At 46.3% G+C, this 16,684-nt stretch carries 15 protein-coding genes; 10 read left to right on the forward strand and 5 right to left on the reverse strand.

Annotated features, from left to right (window positions below):
* Positions 1–191 precede the first annotated feature (191 nt).
* From ACFTRD_RS14640 to ACFTRD_RS14660, 5 genes are all read left to right on the forward strand, one after another.
* Complete coding sequence (locus tag ACFTRD_RS14640) at positions 192–410, forward strand: helix-turn-helix transcriptional regulator (RefSeq protein WP_062325685.1); 219 nt, start codon at positions 192–194, stop codon at positions 408–410.
* Positions 391–834, forward strand: coding sequence for a hypothetical protein (locus ACFTRD_RS14645; protein WP_379380954.1), 444 nt, complete (start codon positions 391–393; stop codon positions 832–834). Before ACFTRD_RS14640 ends, ACFTRD_RS14645 begins: the two co-directional genes overlap by 20 nt.
* A gap of 163 nt (positions 835–997) precedes the next feature.
* Complete coding sequence (locus ACFTRD_RS14650; RefSeq protein WP_379380956.1) at positions 998–1,945, forward strand: helix-turn-helix transcriptional regulator; 948 nt, start codon at positions 998–1,000, stop codon at positions 1,943–1,945.
* Positions 1,946–2,061: 116 nt separating this feature from the next.
* Positions 2,062–3,378 carry an MFS transporter gene (locus ACFTRD_RS14655; RefSeq protein WP_379380958.1) on the forward strand — a complete coding sequence of 439 codons (1,317 nt, stop codon included), beginning with the start codon at positions 2,062–2,064 and terminating at the stop codon, positions 3,376–3,378.
* 76 nt (positions 3,379–3,454) lie between these two features.
* Positions 3,455–3,898 carry an Hsp20/alpha crystallin family protein gene (locus tag ACFTRD_RS14660; RefSeq protein WP_379380960.1) on the forward strand — a complete coding sequence of 148 codons (444 nt, stop codon included), beginning with the start codon at positions 3,455–3,457 and terminating at the stop codon, positions 3,896–3,898.
* A gap of 168 nt (positions 3,899–4,066) precedes the next feature.
* Here ACFTRD_RS14660 and ACFTRD_RS14665 read toward each other — a convergent pair whose 3' ends face one another.
* A complete protein-coding gene (locus tag ACFTRD_RS14665) occupies positions 4,067–4,624 on the reverse strand; it encodes a DUF1697 domain-containing protein (protein ID WP_379380962.1) in 558 nt (185 codons plus the stop codon).
* A gap of 34 nt (positions 4,625–4,658) precedes the next feature.
* Complete coding sequence (locus ACFTRD_RS14670; RefSeq protein ID WP_379380964.1) at positions 4,659–5,309, reverse strand: hypothetical protein; 651 nt, start codon at positions 5,307–5,309, stop codon at positions 4,659–4,661.
* 243 nt (positions 5,310–5,552) lie between these two features.
* On the opposite strand from ACFTRD_RS14670, the gene ACFTRD_RS14675 reads away from it, so the two are divergent.
* Both ACFTRD_RS14675 and ACFTRD_RS14680 read left to right on the forward strand, forming a co-directional pair.
* Positions 5,553–6,359 carry an alpha/beta fold hydrolase gene (locus tag ACFTRD_RS14675; protein WP_379380966.1) on the forward strand — a complete coding sequence of 269 codons (807 nt, stop codon included), beginning with the start codon at positions 5,553–5,555 and terminating at the stop codon, positions 6,357–6,359.
* Between the two features lie 29 nt (positions 6,360–6,388).
* A complete protein-coding gene (locus ACFTRD_RS14680) occupies positions 6,389–7,381 on the forward strand; it encodes a sensor domain-containing diguanylate cyclase (protein ID WP_379380968.1) in 993 nt (330 codons plus the stop codon).
* A 139-nt stretch (positions 7,382–7,520) separates the two neighbouring features.
* Here ACFTRD_RS14680 and ACFTRD_RS14685 read toward each other — a convergent pair whose 3' ends face one another.
* Entirely contained in the window at positions 7,521–9,011 is a 1,491-nt protein-coding gene (locus ACFTRD_RS14685; RefSeq protein WP_379380970.1) for a DUF5123 domain-containing protein, read from the reverse strand.
* 219 nt (positions 9,012–9,230) lie between these two features.
* Between ACFTRD_RS14685 and ACFTRD_RS14690 the strand changes: the two genes are divergently transcribed.
* Positions 9,231–9,887: a DUF2625 family protein gene (locus ACFTRD_RS14690; RefSeq protein ID WP_379380972.1), complete on the forward strand. Its 657-nt coding sequence runs from the start codon at positions 9,231–9,233 to the stop codon at positions 9,885–9,887.
* 42 nt (positions 9,888–9,929) lie between these two features.
* Positions 9,930–10,385: an SMI1/KNR4 family protein gene (locus ACFTRD_RS14695; RefSeq protein WP_379380974.1), complete on the forward strand. Its 456-nt coding sequence runs from the start codon at positions 9,930–9,932 to the stop codon at positions 10,383–10,385.
* Positions 10,386–10,503: 118 nt separating this feature from the next.
* On the opposite strand, the gene ACFTRD_RS14700 is transcribed toward ACFTRD_RS14695, so the two are convergent.
* Together ACFTRD_RS14700 and ACFTRD_RS14705 are read right to left on the reverse strand one after the other, a co-directional pair.
* Positions 10,504–11,847 (reverse strand): MFS transporter, encoded by a 1,344-nt coding sequence (locus ACFTRD_RS14700; RefSeq protein WP_379380976.1) that lies wholly within the window; start codon positions 11,845–11,847, stop codon positions 10,504–10,506.
* Positions 11,848–12,039: 192 nt separating this feature from the next.
* Positions 12,040–14,691, reverse strand: a complete 2,652-nt coding sequence (locus ACFTRD_RS14705; protein WP_379380978.1) for a cation-translocating P-type ATPase — start codon at positions 14,689–14,691, stop codon at positions 12,040–12,042.
* 312 nt (positions 14,692–15,003) lie between these two features.
* Between ACFTRD_RS14705 and hcp the strand changes: the two genes are divergently transcribed.
* Complete coding sequence (hcp, locus tag ACFTRD_RS14710) at positions 15,004–16,296, forward strand: hydroxylamine reductase (protein ID WP_379380980.1); 1,293 nt, start codon at positions 15,004–15,006, stop codon at positions 16,294–16,296.
* Positions 16,297–16,684 lie beyond the last annotated feature (388 nt).

Here is a 16,684-nt window from a genome sequence, read left to right on the forward strand (position 1 = left end):
TGTTACGGAAGGGTAAAAACACAAAGTGAGTTGTGTAAAAACGTAAACAGGAACGATTTTCAACTGAATAACAGCTGAGATAGCGGGGAATCAACAACAAATCCCTGAAATGGAAAGCTGGCTTTACATGTTGAATGAATCTTGATATATTTACGGAAAGTTAACTTTCCATTTTTGAAGGAGCTATTATATTGAAAAACAGACTGGAAGAAATTCGAAAGAAAAATGGAATCAAGCAGGAGGAACTTGCCGACAGATTGGAGGTGTCCAGACAGACGATCGGATCATTGGAGAACGGTCGTTACAATCCTTCCATTATTCTTGCATTCAAAATTGCCCGTTATTTTGACATGAGCATCGAAGAAATTTTCATTTACGAGGAGGAGCAGGATGATGAAAGCAACCAATAAGTGGGTGCATGTACTACTGGCATTGGCAGGTCTGGTTATAACATGTATTGGTGGATTTGCTCTGAGAGGTGAAGCATTAAGCGGAGTCTCGGGTTTGTTGATCGGTTCAGGTTCGGTGCTTCTGGTTCTGGGGCTTGGCAATACGGTGCATTCCATATGGATGAACAAGTCTTCTAATCAGGCAATGTATGCTGAGCGATTGAGACAGAAGGAGATCGATGTTCAAGATGAACGCACCATTCGGTTGAAGGAAAAAGCAGGCTGGAAAACAAACATTACTATTTTTTATATTCTGATGGCCGTAACCGTGCTATTTAGTCTAATCGGTGTAGAACCGATTGTCGTGACTGTACTGGCGAGTGTTTTCATTTTTCAAATTGGGCTGGGCATCTTCCTATTCAATTATTACGCGAAAAAAATGTGAAAATGCCCCTTGGGACGACCGCTTCAATATGAAGGGTAACGATCTCGTCATGGGACTGGTCGAAAAGGGGAAATTGCGGTAAAATTAATTGAGAATAGTTCTCAATAAGGTTGAATCCATTCCTTTTCGAGGATCATGATCAATACAGGCGAGGTGAAAACTCATGGGCTCTGATGCGTTAGCCGTTGTATACCAGCATTACTTAACGCAGGAACCATTCCGTCAGCACGATGAAAATACGTACCTGCTCTCTGCTAAAGCAGGCAGTGGCAATATCAAAAGAGTAACCACGTATAGTGGTATCGAAATTGTGTATTCTCAGATTAATTATAGCGAGCCGTGTCCTACATTCTTTGCGTCGAATATTCCCATCATTGAGCTGCAGTTTGCATTGTCAGGTGCGCGTTATGTAGACATATCCGGTCAGGAATATACGCTGTCTACTGGACAGGGAGCGCTCCTTATGATGCGTGATTTTGAAGCCTGGTTCCATCCACCTGCACAGGAGAATTATACTTCTTTTGCTCTCGGGATTCCGATCTCGTTGTTCAATTATGCGGGTGCACAATTGGCAACAAAATGTATTCGGTTCAAGGACATTTTGGGGCATCGTGTCTTCAAACCCATCGTATTTCAGTTGGATCACAGAATACGAACGATGATTGACAGTCTGATTGTGGAATTGAACAACCCCTATAGATCATCTTTGATGATGGAAGCGACCGCATTGGAGATATTGAATCGGTTTATGATTCAGCTGTTTGATCTGGCTCCGATTCCAGCAGGGTTCTCCAGAGAGGATATACGGAAGTTGCATACCGCTCGGGAGATTATGGAGGTTTGTATGGTGGAGCCGCCATCTTTACTGGCATTGTCCAAACAGGTGGGTCTCAATGATTTTAAATTGAAAAAAGGCTTCAAGGCGCTGTTTGGCACTACCGTATTTGAATATTTGCGTCAGATTCGCCTGGATAACGCTATGAAATTGTTGCGCCATCAGGAGAACAATGTCACCGAGGCAGCGATAGCGGTCGGTTACAGTAATATCAGTGCTTTTTCACAGCAATTCTATCGCAAATTCGGCGTGAAGCCATCGGAAATGAAAAAATGATATTAATAATCCGTTTAACCGTTAATTGCTCCGTATGGAGGCAGTCTGAGATTATCTCAGCCTTGTATACTCCAGGTACAGTACATACTGTACCGAAAATAAAGGAGTGTATGAGCGTGAACAGAATTAGAGGAAGTATCTTTTTTAGCGTATTTTCAGCCATGCTGGGTCTTATGCTGATTGCTCCCATTATGCCGCCGCTTATTCGTGAGTTGGGGATGAAAGAAAGTCATTCCGGGCTTATTATTTCGCTCGGCTCGATTGCGATGGCTGTAATGGCCCCGGTGTGGGGCAGATTCAGTGATCTGAAAGGGAGAAAACCAATTATATTAATTGGATTTATAGGTATGTCCGTAAGTTGCGCTTTGTTCGCTTTGGCCTTGTATAGTGGATTGAATGCTTGGATGGGAGGGGGACTCCTGCTGACCCTTCTGATTGTGACGCGCAGCTTGATCGGGGCATTCATTCCGGCAGTGTTGTCTTCTTCCCAGGCATATATGGGAGATGTGACCGAAGGGGAAGAGCGAGGAAGCGGCATGGCGATTATTAGTGCAGCGAATGGACTCGGACTTGTATTTGGTCCTGCGATTGCAGGAGCTTTTACCATCATAGGTCTGCTGTGGCCGTTATATTTTGGCATCTTTATTGCAATTGCTGCCTTTATCATTGCCTTATTGCTCATTCCTGCTGCCAATCCGGTCATTCAGGAGAAAGCGACCAAGGTCAATCCGCTTCAACGTGGTTTGCGTATGTACCTGGCTGCCGGGTTGGTTACGATGATTGGCATTATGACGTTACAGGTTGTCGGCGGATTTTACTTTCAGGATCAACTCGCTTTATCCCCGGCGGCTACGGCAAGAATAGTCTCGTTTGGACTGATGTTCTCCGGGGCTGCGATGCTGATCATGCAGGTGATCCAGATGAAGTGGTTGAAATGGCAGCCGCGGTCAATGATTTCGCTCGGGTCCCTTTTTCTGCTCGTAAGTATGGTTTTGTTTCTGATTTCCAGTCCATTGGTTATCTATTATCTCTCATTCTTCCTGTTCGGCATGGGTTCGGGTCTGATGATGCCTGGTTATATGGCGGGAGCTTCTCTTTCGGTCAGCAAAGAACAGCAGGGCGGCGCAGCCGGATTGGTTGCAGCGATTCAGGGCATATCTGCCGTGATCACCCCTTTACTGACAACAACGCTGTATCAGGTGGATAAACATATTCCGTTCATGCTGGTAGCTGTTCTGGTTGTCTTGCTGGTAATCATGATGCTGGGGATGAAGAAAAATCAATCCAATGCTGTAGTAGACTCCATTCATTCTTTAAAATCAGACAAAGTCAAAAAGTCAAAAAAGGTCAAAATAAAAGAAAAAAGGATTTATTTTAAAATATTGAACCATGCTGGGAGAAAATCGTTTTTTTTCGCCTTTTACGAACTTTGAGCCTTCTCTACACCGGTATTATAATAATCAATGTAAGCAACAACAATAACCAACCACACAAAAGGAGATGATTTTCATGTTTGATCTGATTCCGTTTCGTAAACGAAATGAAGACCCGTTCGGACACATGTTGAAATCCTTCAATGACATGGTTGAGACCTCATTCCTCTCACCTTTTGGAAGTGGCTCCCAGCCATTTCGAACTGACATCCGTGAGGAAGGAGACAAATATTGGGTAGAAGCCGAACTTCCGGGCATTGCCAAAGAGGATATAGACATTCAGGTTGAGGGTAATGAATTGATCATTCGTGCCAAACGCAATGAAGATTATGAGGAGAAGGATGACTCTAATAGGGTCATTCGACGAGAACGCCGTTCAGGCAAATTTATCCGGAGTTTTTATGTGGATCATATTGATGAGGAGAATATTAAGGCCAGATTGGAAGATGGTGTATTGAAGCTCGAGATTCCAAAACGTCCTGGCGATGATCAACCTCGCAGACGCATTCTGATTGACTAATAAATGACTAATATGCGTAGAAAAGAAATAGCTTCTCTACATGGCAAAAGCATGCAGGAGACATCGTTTAAGATGCTTTCTGCATGCTTTTTAGTGAGAGATGTTCACTTTAAATTGATATCTGTCTGATTGCATAAGCTACACGGTATAATCCGTCTTGGTCCGGTTTTATTTCTCCGCTGCTGCCAGCATTAGTGTATAGATCTTACGTGTGGTATTCACGTTTCTAACCGTCATATAGGCATAGACCTTGGATCCTACGAGCTTGTTCATGCCACTTTTACTCGCATCTTCTTTGCTGACCGAATACAAAATGGCTCCGGGAACATACAGCAGTGTGCCGATCTCTGGTTTGATGGGAAGTCTGTCCAGAACTGAAACATCATTCACCTCATCCCAAAGAAACATGACATCACTTTTGGCGGTTGCATCGTTGGTCCACTCCTCCGGCAATGCTTGAATAACAGTACGGATTTCATCCAAATTACGCACCATCACCTTGATCTGTAAGCTAAAATCAACAGTTATGGCTTGTTCCAGAATTTGGGCTAATTCCGCATTGGCATCCGAGCGTTCCTGATGATCAGCAAAGATAATATTGCCCGAGTTGATGTATGTGACGACATCCAGCATTCCTGCTTGTTCGAACGTTTCCTTTAACTGCTTCATATTGATTTGGTTATTCCCGCCCACATTAATACCACGAAGCAAAGCAACGTAGATCATGATTCAACCCTCCGTATCTGTGTTATCCTTCAGTTTAACGAAATGACAAATACTCAAATAAATGTGCAGTATGCTCTTCTCCCAGCAAATCATTCAATACAGGTTCAACATGTTCCAGATACTCCGGTTTGGTCTCGTAGGTTTCTTCATCCTTTAATTCCCCGCCATAGGAGCGGGCAGCTTCAATCAGGATGGACAGTGCAGTGAAAAAGTCTGTTAATGAATCGGCGATAAGCTGAGGTTCTTGGCCTGCCAAGGCTGCATATACCGGCGAGTCCGGCGCAGCTGTATCCACGATTAATGGATCATCGTTATAATTCGCGATCACGACATGACTTTTATGCCAAGAGGCAGACTCCTCATAAGGCTCGTTTATGCCAATCCAGCGGTAACCTAGTTGCTGACGATGGAGATGTTCAGGTGCGACAAATGAGAGTAGAGCTGCATCACCAATTTCAACGGCTGCATTTTTCATTTTGAGTGTACCTTTGGCCTGTTCATCCATCATCTCATAGTGACTGTACAGATATAGTAGCTCGGGAGAGAGCGGGATTCGTTCGTCCACGTCCGGCTGGCGATGTTGTTCGCGAGGACGCAGATCATGATTTTTGAAAAGTCCATAAGCTTCATTATATAAATCTTGCTGCTCTACAAAACGGATTAGGGCGGCATTTAGCTGTTGCATGGTGTCTATCTCCTCCTGTTGCTTCATATCATGCGGTTAGATGTAATTACCGATCACAAGCATTATCATATATCAAAATGGGAAAAGCTTACACCCTGGAGTTGAGTTGGTATTAATATTGATAAGTTTAAATTACCCTCTGAACTGGAAAAATTAATATTTTTTATCCATCTCTCAGCAATTTCCGATATAATAACCAGATAGAATCAAACAAAAGGATATAACCTCAGAGAGGTGATTGGTATGACGGTTGATGTGCTTGTACGCAATAACGTGAAGGTACTCGGTTCAGGCAGTCAAACGATTATTTTTGCCCATGGTTTTGGATGTGATCAGGATATGTGGCGTTATATCGTTCCGAGCTTCATGGATAACTATCGAATCGTATTATTTGATTATGTAGGCTCTGGCCAATCTCAAATTGTTTATTATGATGCTGACAAATATAGCAGTCTGCATGGATATGCACAGGATGTGCTGGAGATCATGGAAGCGCTCAATTTGCGAGACACCATATTTGTCGGGCATTCTGTCAGCAGTATGATTGGCATGCTCGCATCTATCCAGGCATCCAATTATTTTAGACATATCGTAATGCTGGGCCCTTCTCCGCGTTATGTTAATGATCTTCCGAATTATTATGGCGGTTTCGACCGACGCGACATCGATGAGCTGCTGGAAATGATGCAGATGAACTTTATCGGATGGGCCAGTTATCTGGCTCCAATCGTGATGCAGAATCCGGAACGGAAAGAGCTGACGGACGAGTTGGAGAAGAGTTTCTGCTCAAGAGATCCGCATATTGCCAGACAATTTGCGGAGGTGACGTTTTTCTCGGATTGTCGGGATGAATTGGAGCGGGCTTCAGTGCCGACGCTGATACTTCAATGTTCGGATGACAGCATTGCTCCCGTTGAAGTCGGGAATTATTTGCATGCACACTTGAAGAACAGCAGGTTTCAGCAGATGACCGCGAAGGGGCATTATCCACATCTGAGTCAGCCTGGAGAGACAAGCCGTTTCATTAAAGACTATTTGCAGAGCGTGTAGAGTATAGTGAGAGGAAAGGCAACTATTTCATGGATAATCAATTAGATGTGGCTCCCTGTGGCTACTTCTCGATCGCTGATTCGGGAATCATTCAATCCATTAACCAAACCATGCTGACCATGCTGGGATATGAACGCAATGAGCTGTTGGGACGGCATATCGAGTCCACCATGTCGGTGACCAACAAGCTTTTTTTCCATACGTATTTCTACCCCTATATTCAGTTATATGGGCATGTGGATGAGATGTACTTCTCGTTTCGCACCAGCGATCAGCAGGATATTCCAGTTCTTCTGAACGGGGTTCGTCAGAACCGCAACGGCGAAAGCGTAATCGATTGCGTTGTGGTTGTCATGCGCAAGCGAATTGAGCATGAGAAGGATATTTTGAATACCAAAACGAAGCTGCAGGAGTTGTATCAAGCCACCCACGAAGCGAACAAGGAGCTTGAGCGGCTGCATGAAGAATACAAAGTGAAGCAGCAGGCGCTTATGAAAGTGAATGATCAATTGGAGACGATGGCTTCAACGGATTTGCTTACCGGACTTAGGAATCGCAGATTTTATCAGGATAAAATGCTTGAAAGCCTGGCACTCTTCCGGGAAACTCAGCGTTACTTTTCCCTTCTGGTCGTTGATATTGATCATTTCAAGAGTATCAACGATACGTATGGACATCCGATAGGGGATCTGGTACTGGGAAATCTGGCAGGTTTGCTGCAATCGATGTCAAAGAGTACAGACGTGGTGGCGCGTTATGGCGGAGAGGAATTTGTTATTATTCTTGCCGATTGTGATCGGGAGCAAGCTGTGGCTACAGCCGAGAGGTATCGTTTGCAAGTTGCCTCTGCCGATTGGGGTGAATATAATGTTACAGTTAGTATTGGCGCGGCTACGGTTTCGCAGGATGATACAGAGCAGTCTTTGTTTCAAAAAGCGGACAAGGCACTCTATGCCTCCAAAACGGATGGGAGAAACCGGGTGACCCATTCTGCAGAGCTTGTAAAGAAGGAAGCAAATTGAACTTCATATGGAAAAAGTAAGGAGCCTGTGCATCATAAGGAGAAGCCCCTATGGAGCAGCACAGGCTCCTTTCTATCTGTGTGAACGGAATGAACAAACAAACTCGGTTTGATTGGCTTCGGTTGCCTGTTCTTTCAATTTATCTCGAACCCTGATAGCCATATCCTTCTGCGGGAGAATCGGTAGTGAGACTGAAGTTTTGGTTGTCCTCGTCGATAAAGTCCGGGTTCACATACCGAGAATGAGCATCATTGCCCGAGTCCTTCATATAGGCTTTAAAGCCGGAGTACTGGTTATTTTTCCAGACCCATAACGCTTCATCTTGCGGTCCAGGGGAGTAGTATACGTTATGATCAAATACATTCCCTGAATTACTGGTGTACTCATTATATATCAGCACGTCAGAGCTGCCGGATACGAGAATGTTACGCTTAAACGTATTGTTCTTCGTATTGGCTTGCATGAAGAGCTGTCCATTGCCTGTACCCAGACTGTCATTCTGAACTAACGTATTGTACATCATCGTACTGTCCACGGTAGAACCGCGTTCCTCATCATAGCCGCCCATGGCGATGCCTGTCAGCCTGTTGTGAAAAATCAGGTTATCCTGCAACGTAATGTTGCTCGTTGAACGTCGGGCGTGCTCCGAAGCAATCTCGATCCCGATATCGTTGCGGTATACCCGATTATGGTCAATGATATGATTCTTGCCTCCATCGACATAGATTCCCCCGGCAGAATTGCTGTCATTGGGAAGAGGAGTTCCGTAGGACGGATTAAGGTTGGAAGAGACATTATAGATCTCGTTTCCCCGTACAATCCCGTTGCGCGCCTGGTCGTAATTGTCGTCCTCCGAAGTTCCTTCATACCCGATCAGATCGATGCCGATGTTGTCGGTGTCATGGATCGTATTGTCCAGTATGGCAAACGTATCCACATTCCCGTTGACCGCCAGTGATTCACTTGAACCGAGCACGAGATCATACAGTTCATTGTCCTTGATGATGATGTCTCGCAATGATTGGGGATGCTCCGTACCATAAATTGCGATCCCGTGGGCATCTCTGCCCCGTAAATCCGGTCCTGAAGGTTTGGCATCATTTGCAATGGAATGGACGATGTTACCGAGTATTTGAATGTGCTCTCCTGCTCCGTGAACATATATACCCGTAGGCACTTGTCCCCGAAGAGTGGTTGTAAAGTTGCGAATTTCAAGATTTTGAATCGCAATATAGCTGGCATTTTCAACTTCAATCAGACCCTCTATGCCGCGTACAGACAGACCTTCTCCATCGATAATGGCCTTCTCCTGTGGATAGCTGGAAAATAGGGTCGGATTGCCCGGGGAATTACCGCTCCGTGTGATTTTAACCTTTTGATGATATACACCTTCCCGCAAATAAACAGTGCTTCCCGGAGTGGCATGGTCGGCAGCATGCTGCAACGTTTTCCAGGGAGATTGAATGGTTCCGTTGTTCAAATCGTTTCCTTGTGGGGATATGTAATAAATCTCCTGGGAATCCGGTACCTGCACAGCATCGGGAGAATGGATGTTAGAAGCCTCCTCTTTCTGACAACCCGTTGTGAACAGGATCAGGGTCAGGAGTGCAATTGCAGCAATACGATACAAGATGGTTCCTCCTTATGGATTAGCTATAAAGTTTGATTATAGCAGATTTGATTGGTGAAATAGGGCGTGATATGCTCATAGAAAACCAGTTCCGAAGCATGTCTTGCCAGAATGATATAATTACTTCTCAGTTATTTTAATGGGTGAGAATTCCCAAAAAAGGGGTTGTCCTCTCCATCTATCGAATCAGAAACAGCTTGAGTGAAGGGAGCAATGATCATGCATACATTATCCGCAAACGAATTAGTGGATCGGGAGAATCACGCTTGGGAGGAACTCAAGGAACTGCTGGACCAGGGACAAAATAAATACACTTATGTTCCTGCACAGCGAGAGGCCGGAGAGGATGCGCTCTATCGTCTTCAGATCAGCACCAAATCCTATTTGGGAGCCGTAGCCTATGAGACAGCGGGCATCCTGCTGGATGATGGATGGATTACATTGCTTGGATCGGGTGGTGACCGCATCTTCGGGAGTCTGACCAGTTGGAATGGTGTGAGTGACAAGCCATGTGTACCCGCATTGGAAGGCATAATGGTCGTCGCCTACGATGCGGCGGGTGGATTTTTCGGAATGGATATGGGCAAGTATGGCCGTACAGGACATGTTTATTATTTTGCCCCCGACACACTGGAATGGGAATCAACAGAACTGGCTTATTCGGGCTTCATTAACTGGTTGGCTAATGGTGATCTGGAGCAGTACTATCAGACCTTTCGCTGGAAGGGTTGGCAGAACGATATGGGACAGCTTCAGACAGGACAAGTATTTGCGTATTATCCACCACTTTGGACGGAGGAAGGTGGCGGCGAGAGCAGCAGCAAAGCTCCTGTAGCGGTGGAGGAAGCCTGGAAGGCAGCATTAGATGGGGAATAATATACTGTGACAGGACTGGATGGAAAGGAGTGCTTGAGTAATATGCAGATTGAGAACATTCAGAAGTATTACGATATCGTATTTCCGCATGAGTATCTCGCGTTTCAGCAGAAGGCTGGCAGTAATGCATTTGATGTGATTGAACATGAAGAGGTCATCGATTGGGAAATCCGTTTCTCTGCTCTCGATGAGCAGTTCATTGTGAATAACATAAATCTGGTAGACGATGTGAATCCCGATCCACGCCGAATCATTCCATTTGCTTGGAGTGTCAGCAGCGGCAACAACTATTTACTGGATTACCGAAAGAACTCGGAATCTCCTGCGGTCCTGGTTATGGTTCATGAAGAAGCGATGGTGCGCGAAGATGCCGAGAGTGAATCGGAGACGCCGGAGGAAGCCCAGCAACTGCTGGAGGAAAATGTACGAGAGATCGCTGCCAATTTTAATGCATTCATAGCTTGTTTGAAAGCCAGAACGAGTGATCAAACAGAATGATTCACCGTTTTAATATCCTCGTGAACGACAAAAGGCTCGCGCCATGCGCGGGCCTTTTACTTCAAACGAATACATAAGTGCTTTTTAGAACGACGTAGCTTACTTTCATACTTGCAACCTATCCAAGCTCAGTCATCGTAACCGTAGAAGTTGATCGTGCAGCCTTGTTATGCCAGATCACGATCACAAGTGAGACCAGACAGACCAGGAGCAGACATCCATATACAACATGATAGGCTTCTTCTACTCGAACACCCGGAATGCCGTGCAGCAGCAGCCCGCAGACAGCCACGGATACCGAGCCGCCAAAAAACTGGATCAACTGTAACAAGCCCATGCCGGAACCGATGTGCGCTTTGGGCAGCATCCGAGATGCCTCGTTATTCAGCGAAGCGATCGAGGCGGAGAGAGCCGGGGAGAAGAAGAGATAACCTCCGGTGATAATTAGAGCAGACTGATTCAGTCCCAGCATAAACAGAGCAAGCACTGCGGCAAGTAAAATGTGCCCGATCATCAGAAAACGCATATTGCCGTAACGGTCGATCCAGCGACCTACAAAACGGGTACAGAATGCCGACACGATGGCTCCAGGAGCAATCAGCAAACCAATAGCGAGTGACGAGCGTCCAAACAGATCAGCAAGTACTAGCGGCATCAGGAACAGATTGCCCAGATTTACGACCAGAACACAGAAACCGATGATCATTAGCCGGGTAAACCCTGGTGTTCGGAATACATGTGGATTTACAAAGGGAAGTCTCGCCCTGCGAATGTACACGATGTGCACAACAAGGGAAAGGACACCGACGGCCAACCACAGCCATGACTGCTGGGTGATGGCAACCAAAAGGGTGGTTGCATTAATGACGGTTAATGCTGCACCGATCATATCAAAAGGATTCTCCGGCTTGGCCGTTTCACGTGGTAGAAAATAGAGCAGTACTGGTAGTGCAAACAGGACAAGCACCGTTATGGCAAAAAGTCCATTCCAGCCCCAGTACTCACTAATGAGTCCACCCACAATGGGGCCAAGCCCAAACGCCATGGCACTGCCTGACGAGATTAATGCGATAGCAGCTCCACGTCGCTCCACCGGGATGTAACGGCTCGCGATAACAAGCCCCAAACCGGCCATAACTCCTGCACCCGCAGATTGCAGAATGCGTGTCATCAGTAGGATGGCAAAACTGTGTGCAAATAATCCGAGCAATGAAGATAAACCCAGAATCAGCAAGCCCACCGTCAGCAGCTTGCGCACCGGAATACGGTCAGACAATCGACTGTAAATCACCGTCGACAAGGCATAACCAATGGAGTAGCTAGAAATGACCCAGGACCCCAGGTCCGATGTAATCTGAAGATCGTGAATAATAACGGGTAAAGAGACGTTAAACATGGTGGTATTCATCACAACGATGAACAGGCAGCACGTCCAGAGAGGCATTACAATTTTATCTTTCACATGACCATTCCTGTCTATGAATTCAATTGGGTCAACAGGCACCCAAAATCAATAAACCATTTTACGCCTAATCTTTATATATGGCAATAATGTCATACGTTCGTCAGAATTCTAGCACATGCTGGCGGCAGGATGGAAAATTGATGTAATCAAAAACAGGCGCCCTTTGTTGATTAGGAACGCCTGTTACTGTTAAGCTGCGCTGGTTTGTTTGCCACGATTGCGAATCCATTTGATGATGTCCATCAGAATGACCGCGGCGAGAGCGAGTCCTCCTGCCATCAGGAACTCATTCCAGCCAAACACAGAAGGGATGGCGAAGATGCTGCGAACCCCTGGGATCAGTGTGATTCCATATAGGCAGAGACACACCAGAATGGAGCCAAGAACATATTTGTTAGTGGTGAAACCCACCTGGAAAATCGTCTGTGTGTTGGAACGCGCTGCAAATGTTTGCAGACTCCGTGCCAGAATCAGGGTTGTAAAGGCCATAGCCACACTCATTTCTTCCGAGATCCCAAGTCCAATATATTGGGACACGATGACAGCCACCCCGATTAGAACACCACGTGTGATAACAGCCTGCAACGTTCCGCCGGCAAAGATGCCTTCGTTAATATCCCGCGGTTTGCGCCGCATGACATCCGGTTCAGCTTTTTCGGTACCCAGTGCAATGGCAGGCAGGGAGTCATTCACCAGATTGATGAAGAGCAGCTGGAGGGCTGTAAAGGGGTTCACCCAACCGACCACAAGTGCAAATAATATGGCAATAATCGCGCCCAAGTTTCCTGCAAACAGGTACGCAATGGCTTTTTTGATATTATCAAACACCATGCGCCCGACACTGACGGCATTCACGATGGATACAAAGTTATCATCCGTCAAAATCATGGCTGCCGCATCTTTCGCGACATCTGTCCCGCTGCCCATCGCTACACCGATGTCGGCCTGTTTCAGTGCAGGGGCGTCGTTGACACCATCTCCGGTCATGGCTGCAACTTTACCTTTGCGCTGCCATGCACGCACGATGCGGATTTTATTTTCAGGAGAGACGCGTGCATACACCGAGATATGTTCGAGCTGCTGATCGAGTTCTTCATCCGACAGTTTGTCCAGCTCTGCTCCGGTAAGGGCCAGGTCGTCCGGACCTGCAAGTCCGATATCCATACCGATGGCCTGGGCTGTTGTTTTATGATCGCCGGTGATCATGATCGTGCGAATGCCCGCCTTCTTGGATTCTTCGATGGAACCATATACCGCTTCACGCGGTGGATCAATCATGGCCGTCAGACCAACGAGCGTCAGATCATATTCGTCCTCTAGCGTGACCTGATTTTTGTCATCAAACTTTTTGTAGGCGTAAGCCAGCACACGGAAGGCACGTTTGGAGAACGCTTCGTTTTTCTCTTCAAACTGTGCACGAATCTCAGGCGTCAAGGGCTGGACTTCCCCGTTTATAAATACATGGCTACAGCGACTGAACAGTACGTCCGGGCCACCTTTCGTCAACAAAGCCGTCTGTCCCTCAAACGTATGCACCGTACTCATCAGTTTCCGATCCGAGTCAAAAGGAAGCTCGGCTTCACGCGGGAACTGGTCACGAATTTCATTGTAATCCTTGTTCACCCGGTTACTGAAGGCAATAAGCGCCACCTCGGTGGGATCACCGAGTTCCTTGCCTTCCTGGTTAATATTCGAATCATTGCAGAGTACTGCAATATGTAACAATCGGCGCTCCTCTTCAGACCACTGTTTGGGATCATCCGGGAATTTGTCTTTGGTGCCATGGGGAATATAATAGTCAACCACAGTCATTTTGTTTTGAGTAAGCGTTCCTGTTTTGTCGGTACAGATAATGCTGGCAGAACCCAAGGCTTCCACGGCAGGAAGACGTCTGATGATGGCGTGCTGCTTGGCCATTTTATTCGTTCCCAGGGACAATACAATCGTCACTATGGAGGAAAGGGCTTCAGGAATGGCGGCGACAGCTACGGCCACAGCGAACATCAACGCATTGACGATAGAGGGGCCGATATTTTCTGTTCCTTCCGTTAACCAGACTCGCCCTGCTTCGATGGCGAAAATGAGGATGGACAAGCCCAAAATGAAAAAGCCCAGCTTCTTGCTGAACGATTCCAATTTGCGTTGTAACGGGGTTTCCTTCGCTTCTGCATTTTCGATTAATTCGGCAATCTTGCCGATTTCCGTTTTCAGTGCCGTACCCGTAATGACGAGCGTACCCCGACCATACACCACCAATGATCCACTGAATGCCATATTGCGGCGATCCCCGATTGGAGCTTCTTCCGGGATGGCATCTGCGTGTTTCTCTGCTGCTTCGGATTCTCCTGTCAGCATGCCTTCGTTGATTCGCAAGCTGCCTGATTCCAAAATGCGGCCATCTGCCGGGACATAATCACCTGCATCGAGCAGGACAATATCGCCGGGAACGAGATTCCGCGCGGGTATCGTTTTTTTCTGTCCATCACGAATGACCTTGGCCTCGGGAGCAGACATTTGCCGGAGTGCATCCAGAGAACTTTCGGCCTTTTTGGTCTGCACAACACTGATTACCGCATTTAACAGAATGACGAGAAAAATGATTAGCGATTCGATCAGGTGTCCAAGGACGATCTGAACAGCGGCTGCGATAAGCAGCACAATGACCATGGGATCTTTAAAATTTTCAATAAACAGCTTCCAGATGGGTGTTGCAGCTTTTCCTTTTAACTCGTTATATCCTTCTGTCTCCAGTCTCTTCTCAGCTTCGGAGGTTGTGAGTCCGTTATTGGAACTCTGTACGTCCTGAAGTGTCTCCTCTGTACTGTGTCTGTAATGCTGCAATGGGGGGACCAGCTCCTTGGATCATAGATTTCGGATATTATATTTCTTTGTGTATATAACCTTGCAGACGTATAAGAATCAGTGAATTTTCATCATTTTGATGAACTTCATAGGTAGAATCTCCGTGTCTGGTGAATCTCATTCGTTTGCTAGGATTACGAGTTGTATCTTCTGTGGGTTGCACTTTTTAGGAACGGAAAGAGATCTTGGAAGGATATCGAAAACTGTGTGCGTCATCACACTTGGTCACTTATGGGTCTGCTACGCTATTTGATAACGAACATCGTTTAATCCAAATAGGAGGGGAATCATATGTTTTGTTATCAGTGTGAACAGACGCCCAGCGGCGGGTGTACCGTGGTTGGCGTATGCGGCAAAAATGAAACGATCGCCAGCTTGCAGGATACGATGATTTTTGCGCTAAAAGGAATCGCTGCCTATGCAACACATGCGCGGCAGCTCGGCTATCACGATCCTGAGGTCGATCGCATTACACATGAGGCGTTGTATATGACGTTAACCAATTCCAACTTTAATGTGCAGGAACATCTGGATATGGCGATGAAAGTAGGGAATGCAGCGATTCGTATTATGGATGTACTGGATCGTGCGCATACAGACCGTTTTGGTATTCCTCAGCCGATAACGGTTAGCCAGAACCGGATCGAAGGACAGTGCATTGTGGTAACGGGACATAATCTCTATGCACTGGAAGAACTATTACGCCAAACAGAAGGAAAGGGCATCAACGTTTATACGCATTCAGAAATGTTGCCCGCCCATGGATATCCGGCCCTGAAGAAATATGCTCATTTGAAAGGCAATATCGGTAAAGCCTGGTATGATCAACGCAGATTGTTCGAGCAGTTCCCAGGTGCCATTCTTGCGACGACCAATTGTGTCATGCCGATTAAGGGAACCTATGCAGACCGCTTTTTCTCGTACGAAGTGGCTGGTTTGGAGGGGGTTGCCAAAATTATGGACGATGACTTCTCTCCCCTGATTGAACGAGCGTTATCATTGCCTGCGGCTGATATCCAGTCCGAGCAAGTGTTAACGACCGGATACCACCATGAGACGGTGATTGGACTTGCTCCCGAGATTATTCAGGCGGTAAAGGATGGACATATCCGTCGCTTCTTCGTTATTGCAGGCTGCGATGCACCGGGTAAAGGCGGCAACTATTATCGTGAATTGGCTACATCGTTGCCGAATGATACGGTAATTCTGACCACATCCTGCGGCAAATTCCGCTTCAATGATGTGGATTACGGTACAGTGGGGGATACGGGCATTCCGCGTTATATCGATCTGGGGCAATGCAACAACTCCGGTTCCACGGTGAAAATTGCAATGGCCTTAGCGGATGCTTTTGGCTGTACGGTGAACGAATTGCCGGTCAGCATTGTCCTGTCCTGGTTTGAGCAAAAAGCAGTTGCCATCCTGCTCGGCTTGTTTAGTCTCGGCATTCAGGACATTCGTATTGGACCAAAACCGCCAGAGTTTATTTCGGCTGGTGTGCTGGATGTGCTCGTTGATCTGTTTGGTCTGAAGCTGATCACAACGGCGGAGGAAGACATGAACGCCATGCTGGCGTTGTCTTAAGTTGCGGTGAGTAGTGATGATGCGTGCGGCTATCTGAAACAATAAATGTAAATTGGAGTACGCAGTGGAGTAGAGAAAATGATTCATAAAATAAAAAGTATGAGGACTTGCCCCGAAAGGGATGTTCTCTCGCACTAAGCGCTTTTGAACCTAGGAACTGGCATACAATTGGACACCCGTTGTATGCCTCCAAGGAGTATCTCAGATATCAGTTACTCGTTTTTTGAGAAAAATAAGGTTATTTCAAGCAAATAAAAACTGTATAAGTAGAAGAGTTAACGTCTCTTAGCAAGAGCCAGATCTGTGTCGATATTTTATCGAACATGCATCGGGCTTTTTTTGAGGGAATCCTATGTATTCTCGTAATAAAAGAGATATTAAGGTTCTT

This window comes from Paenibacillus sp. NPDC056933, assembly GCF_042674385.1.
Classification (GTDB): domain Bacteria; phylum Bacillota; class Bacilli; order Paenibacillales; family Paenibacillaceae; genus Paenibacillus.

Coding starts and splice junctions, on each gene's coding strand:
- ACFTRD_RS14645 (WP_379380954.1), top strand. CDS start 391: ATGATGAAAGCAACCAATAAGTGGGTGCATGTACTACTGGCATTGGCA.
- ACFTRD_RS14650 (WP_379380956.1), top strand. CDS start 998: ATGGGCTCTGATGCGTTAGCCGTTGTATACCAGCATTACTTAACGCAG.
- ACFTRD_RS14660 (WP_379380960.1), top strand. CDS start 3,455: ATGTTTGATCTGATTCCGTTTCGTAAACGAAATGAAGACCCGTTCGGA.
- ACFTRD_RS14665 (WP_379380962.1), bottom strand. CDS start 4,624: ATGATCTACGTTGCTTTGCTTCGTGGTATTAATGTGGGCGGGAATAAC.
- ACFTRD_RS14670 (WP_379380964.1), bottom strand. CDS start 5,309: ATGCAACAGCTAAATGCCGCCCTAATCCGTTTTGTAGAGCAGCAAGAT.
- ACFTRD_RS14675 (WP_379380966.1), top strand. CDS start 5,553: ATGACGGTTGATGTGCTTGTACGCAATAACGTGAAGGTACTCGGTTCA.
- ACFTRD_RS14680 (WP_379380968.1), top strand. CDS start 6,389: ATGGATAATCAATTAGATGTGGCTCCCTGTGGCTACTTCTCGATCGCT.
- ACFTRD_RS14690 (WP_379380972.1), top strand. CDS start 9,231: ATGCATACATTATCCGCAAACGAATTAGTGGATCGGGAGAATCACGCT.
- ACFTRD_RS14695 (WP_379380974.1), top strand. CDS start 9,930: ATGCAGATTGAGAACATTCAGAAGTATTACGATATCGTATTTCCGCAT.
- hcp (WP_379380980.1), top strand. CDS start 15,004: ATGTTTTGTTATCAGTGTGAACAGACGCCCAGCGGCGGGTGTACCGTG.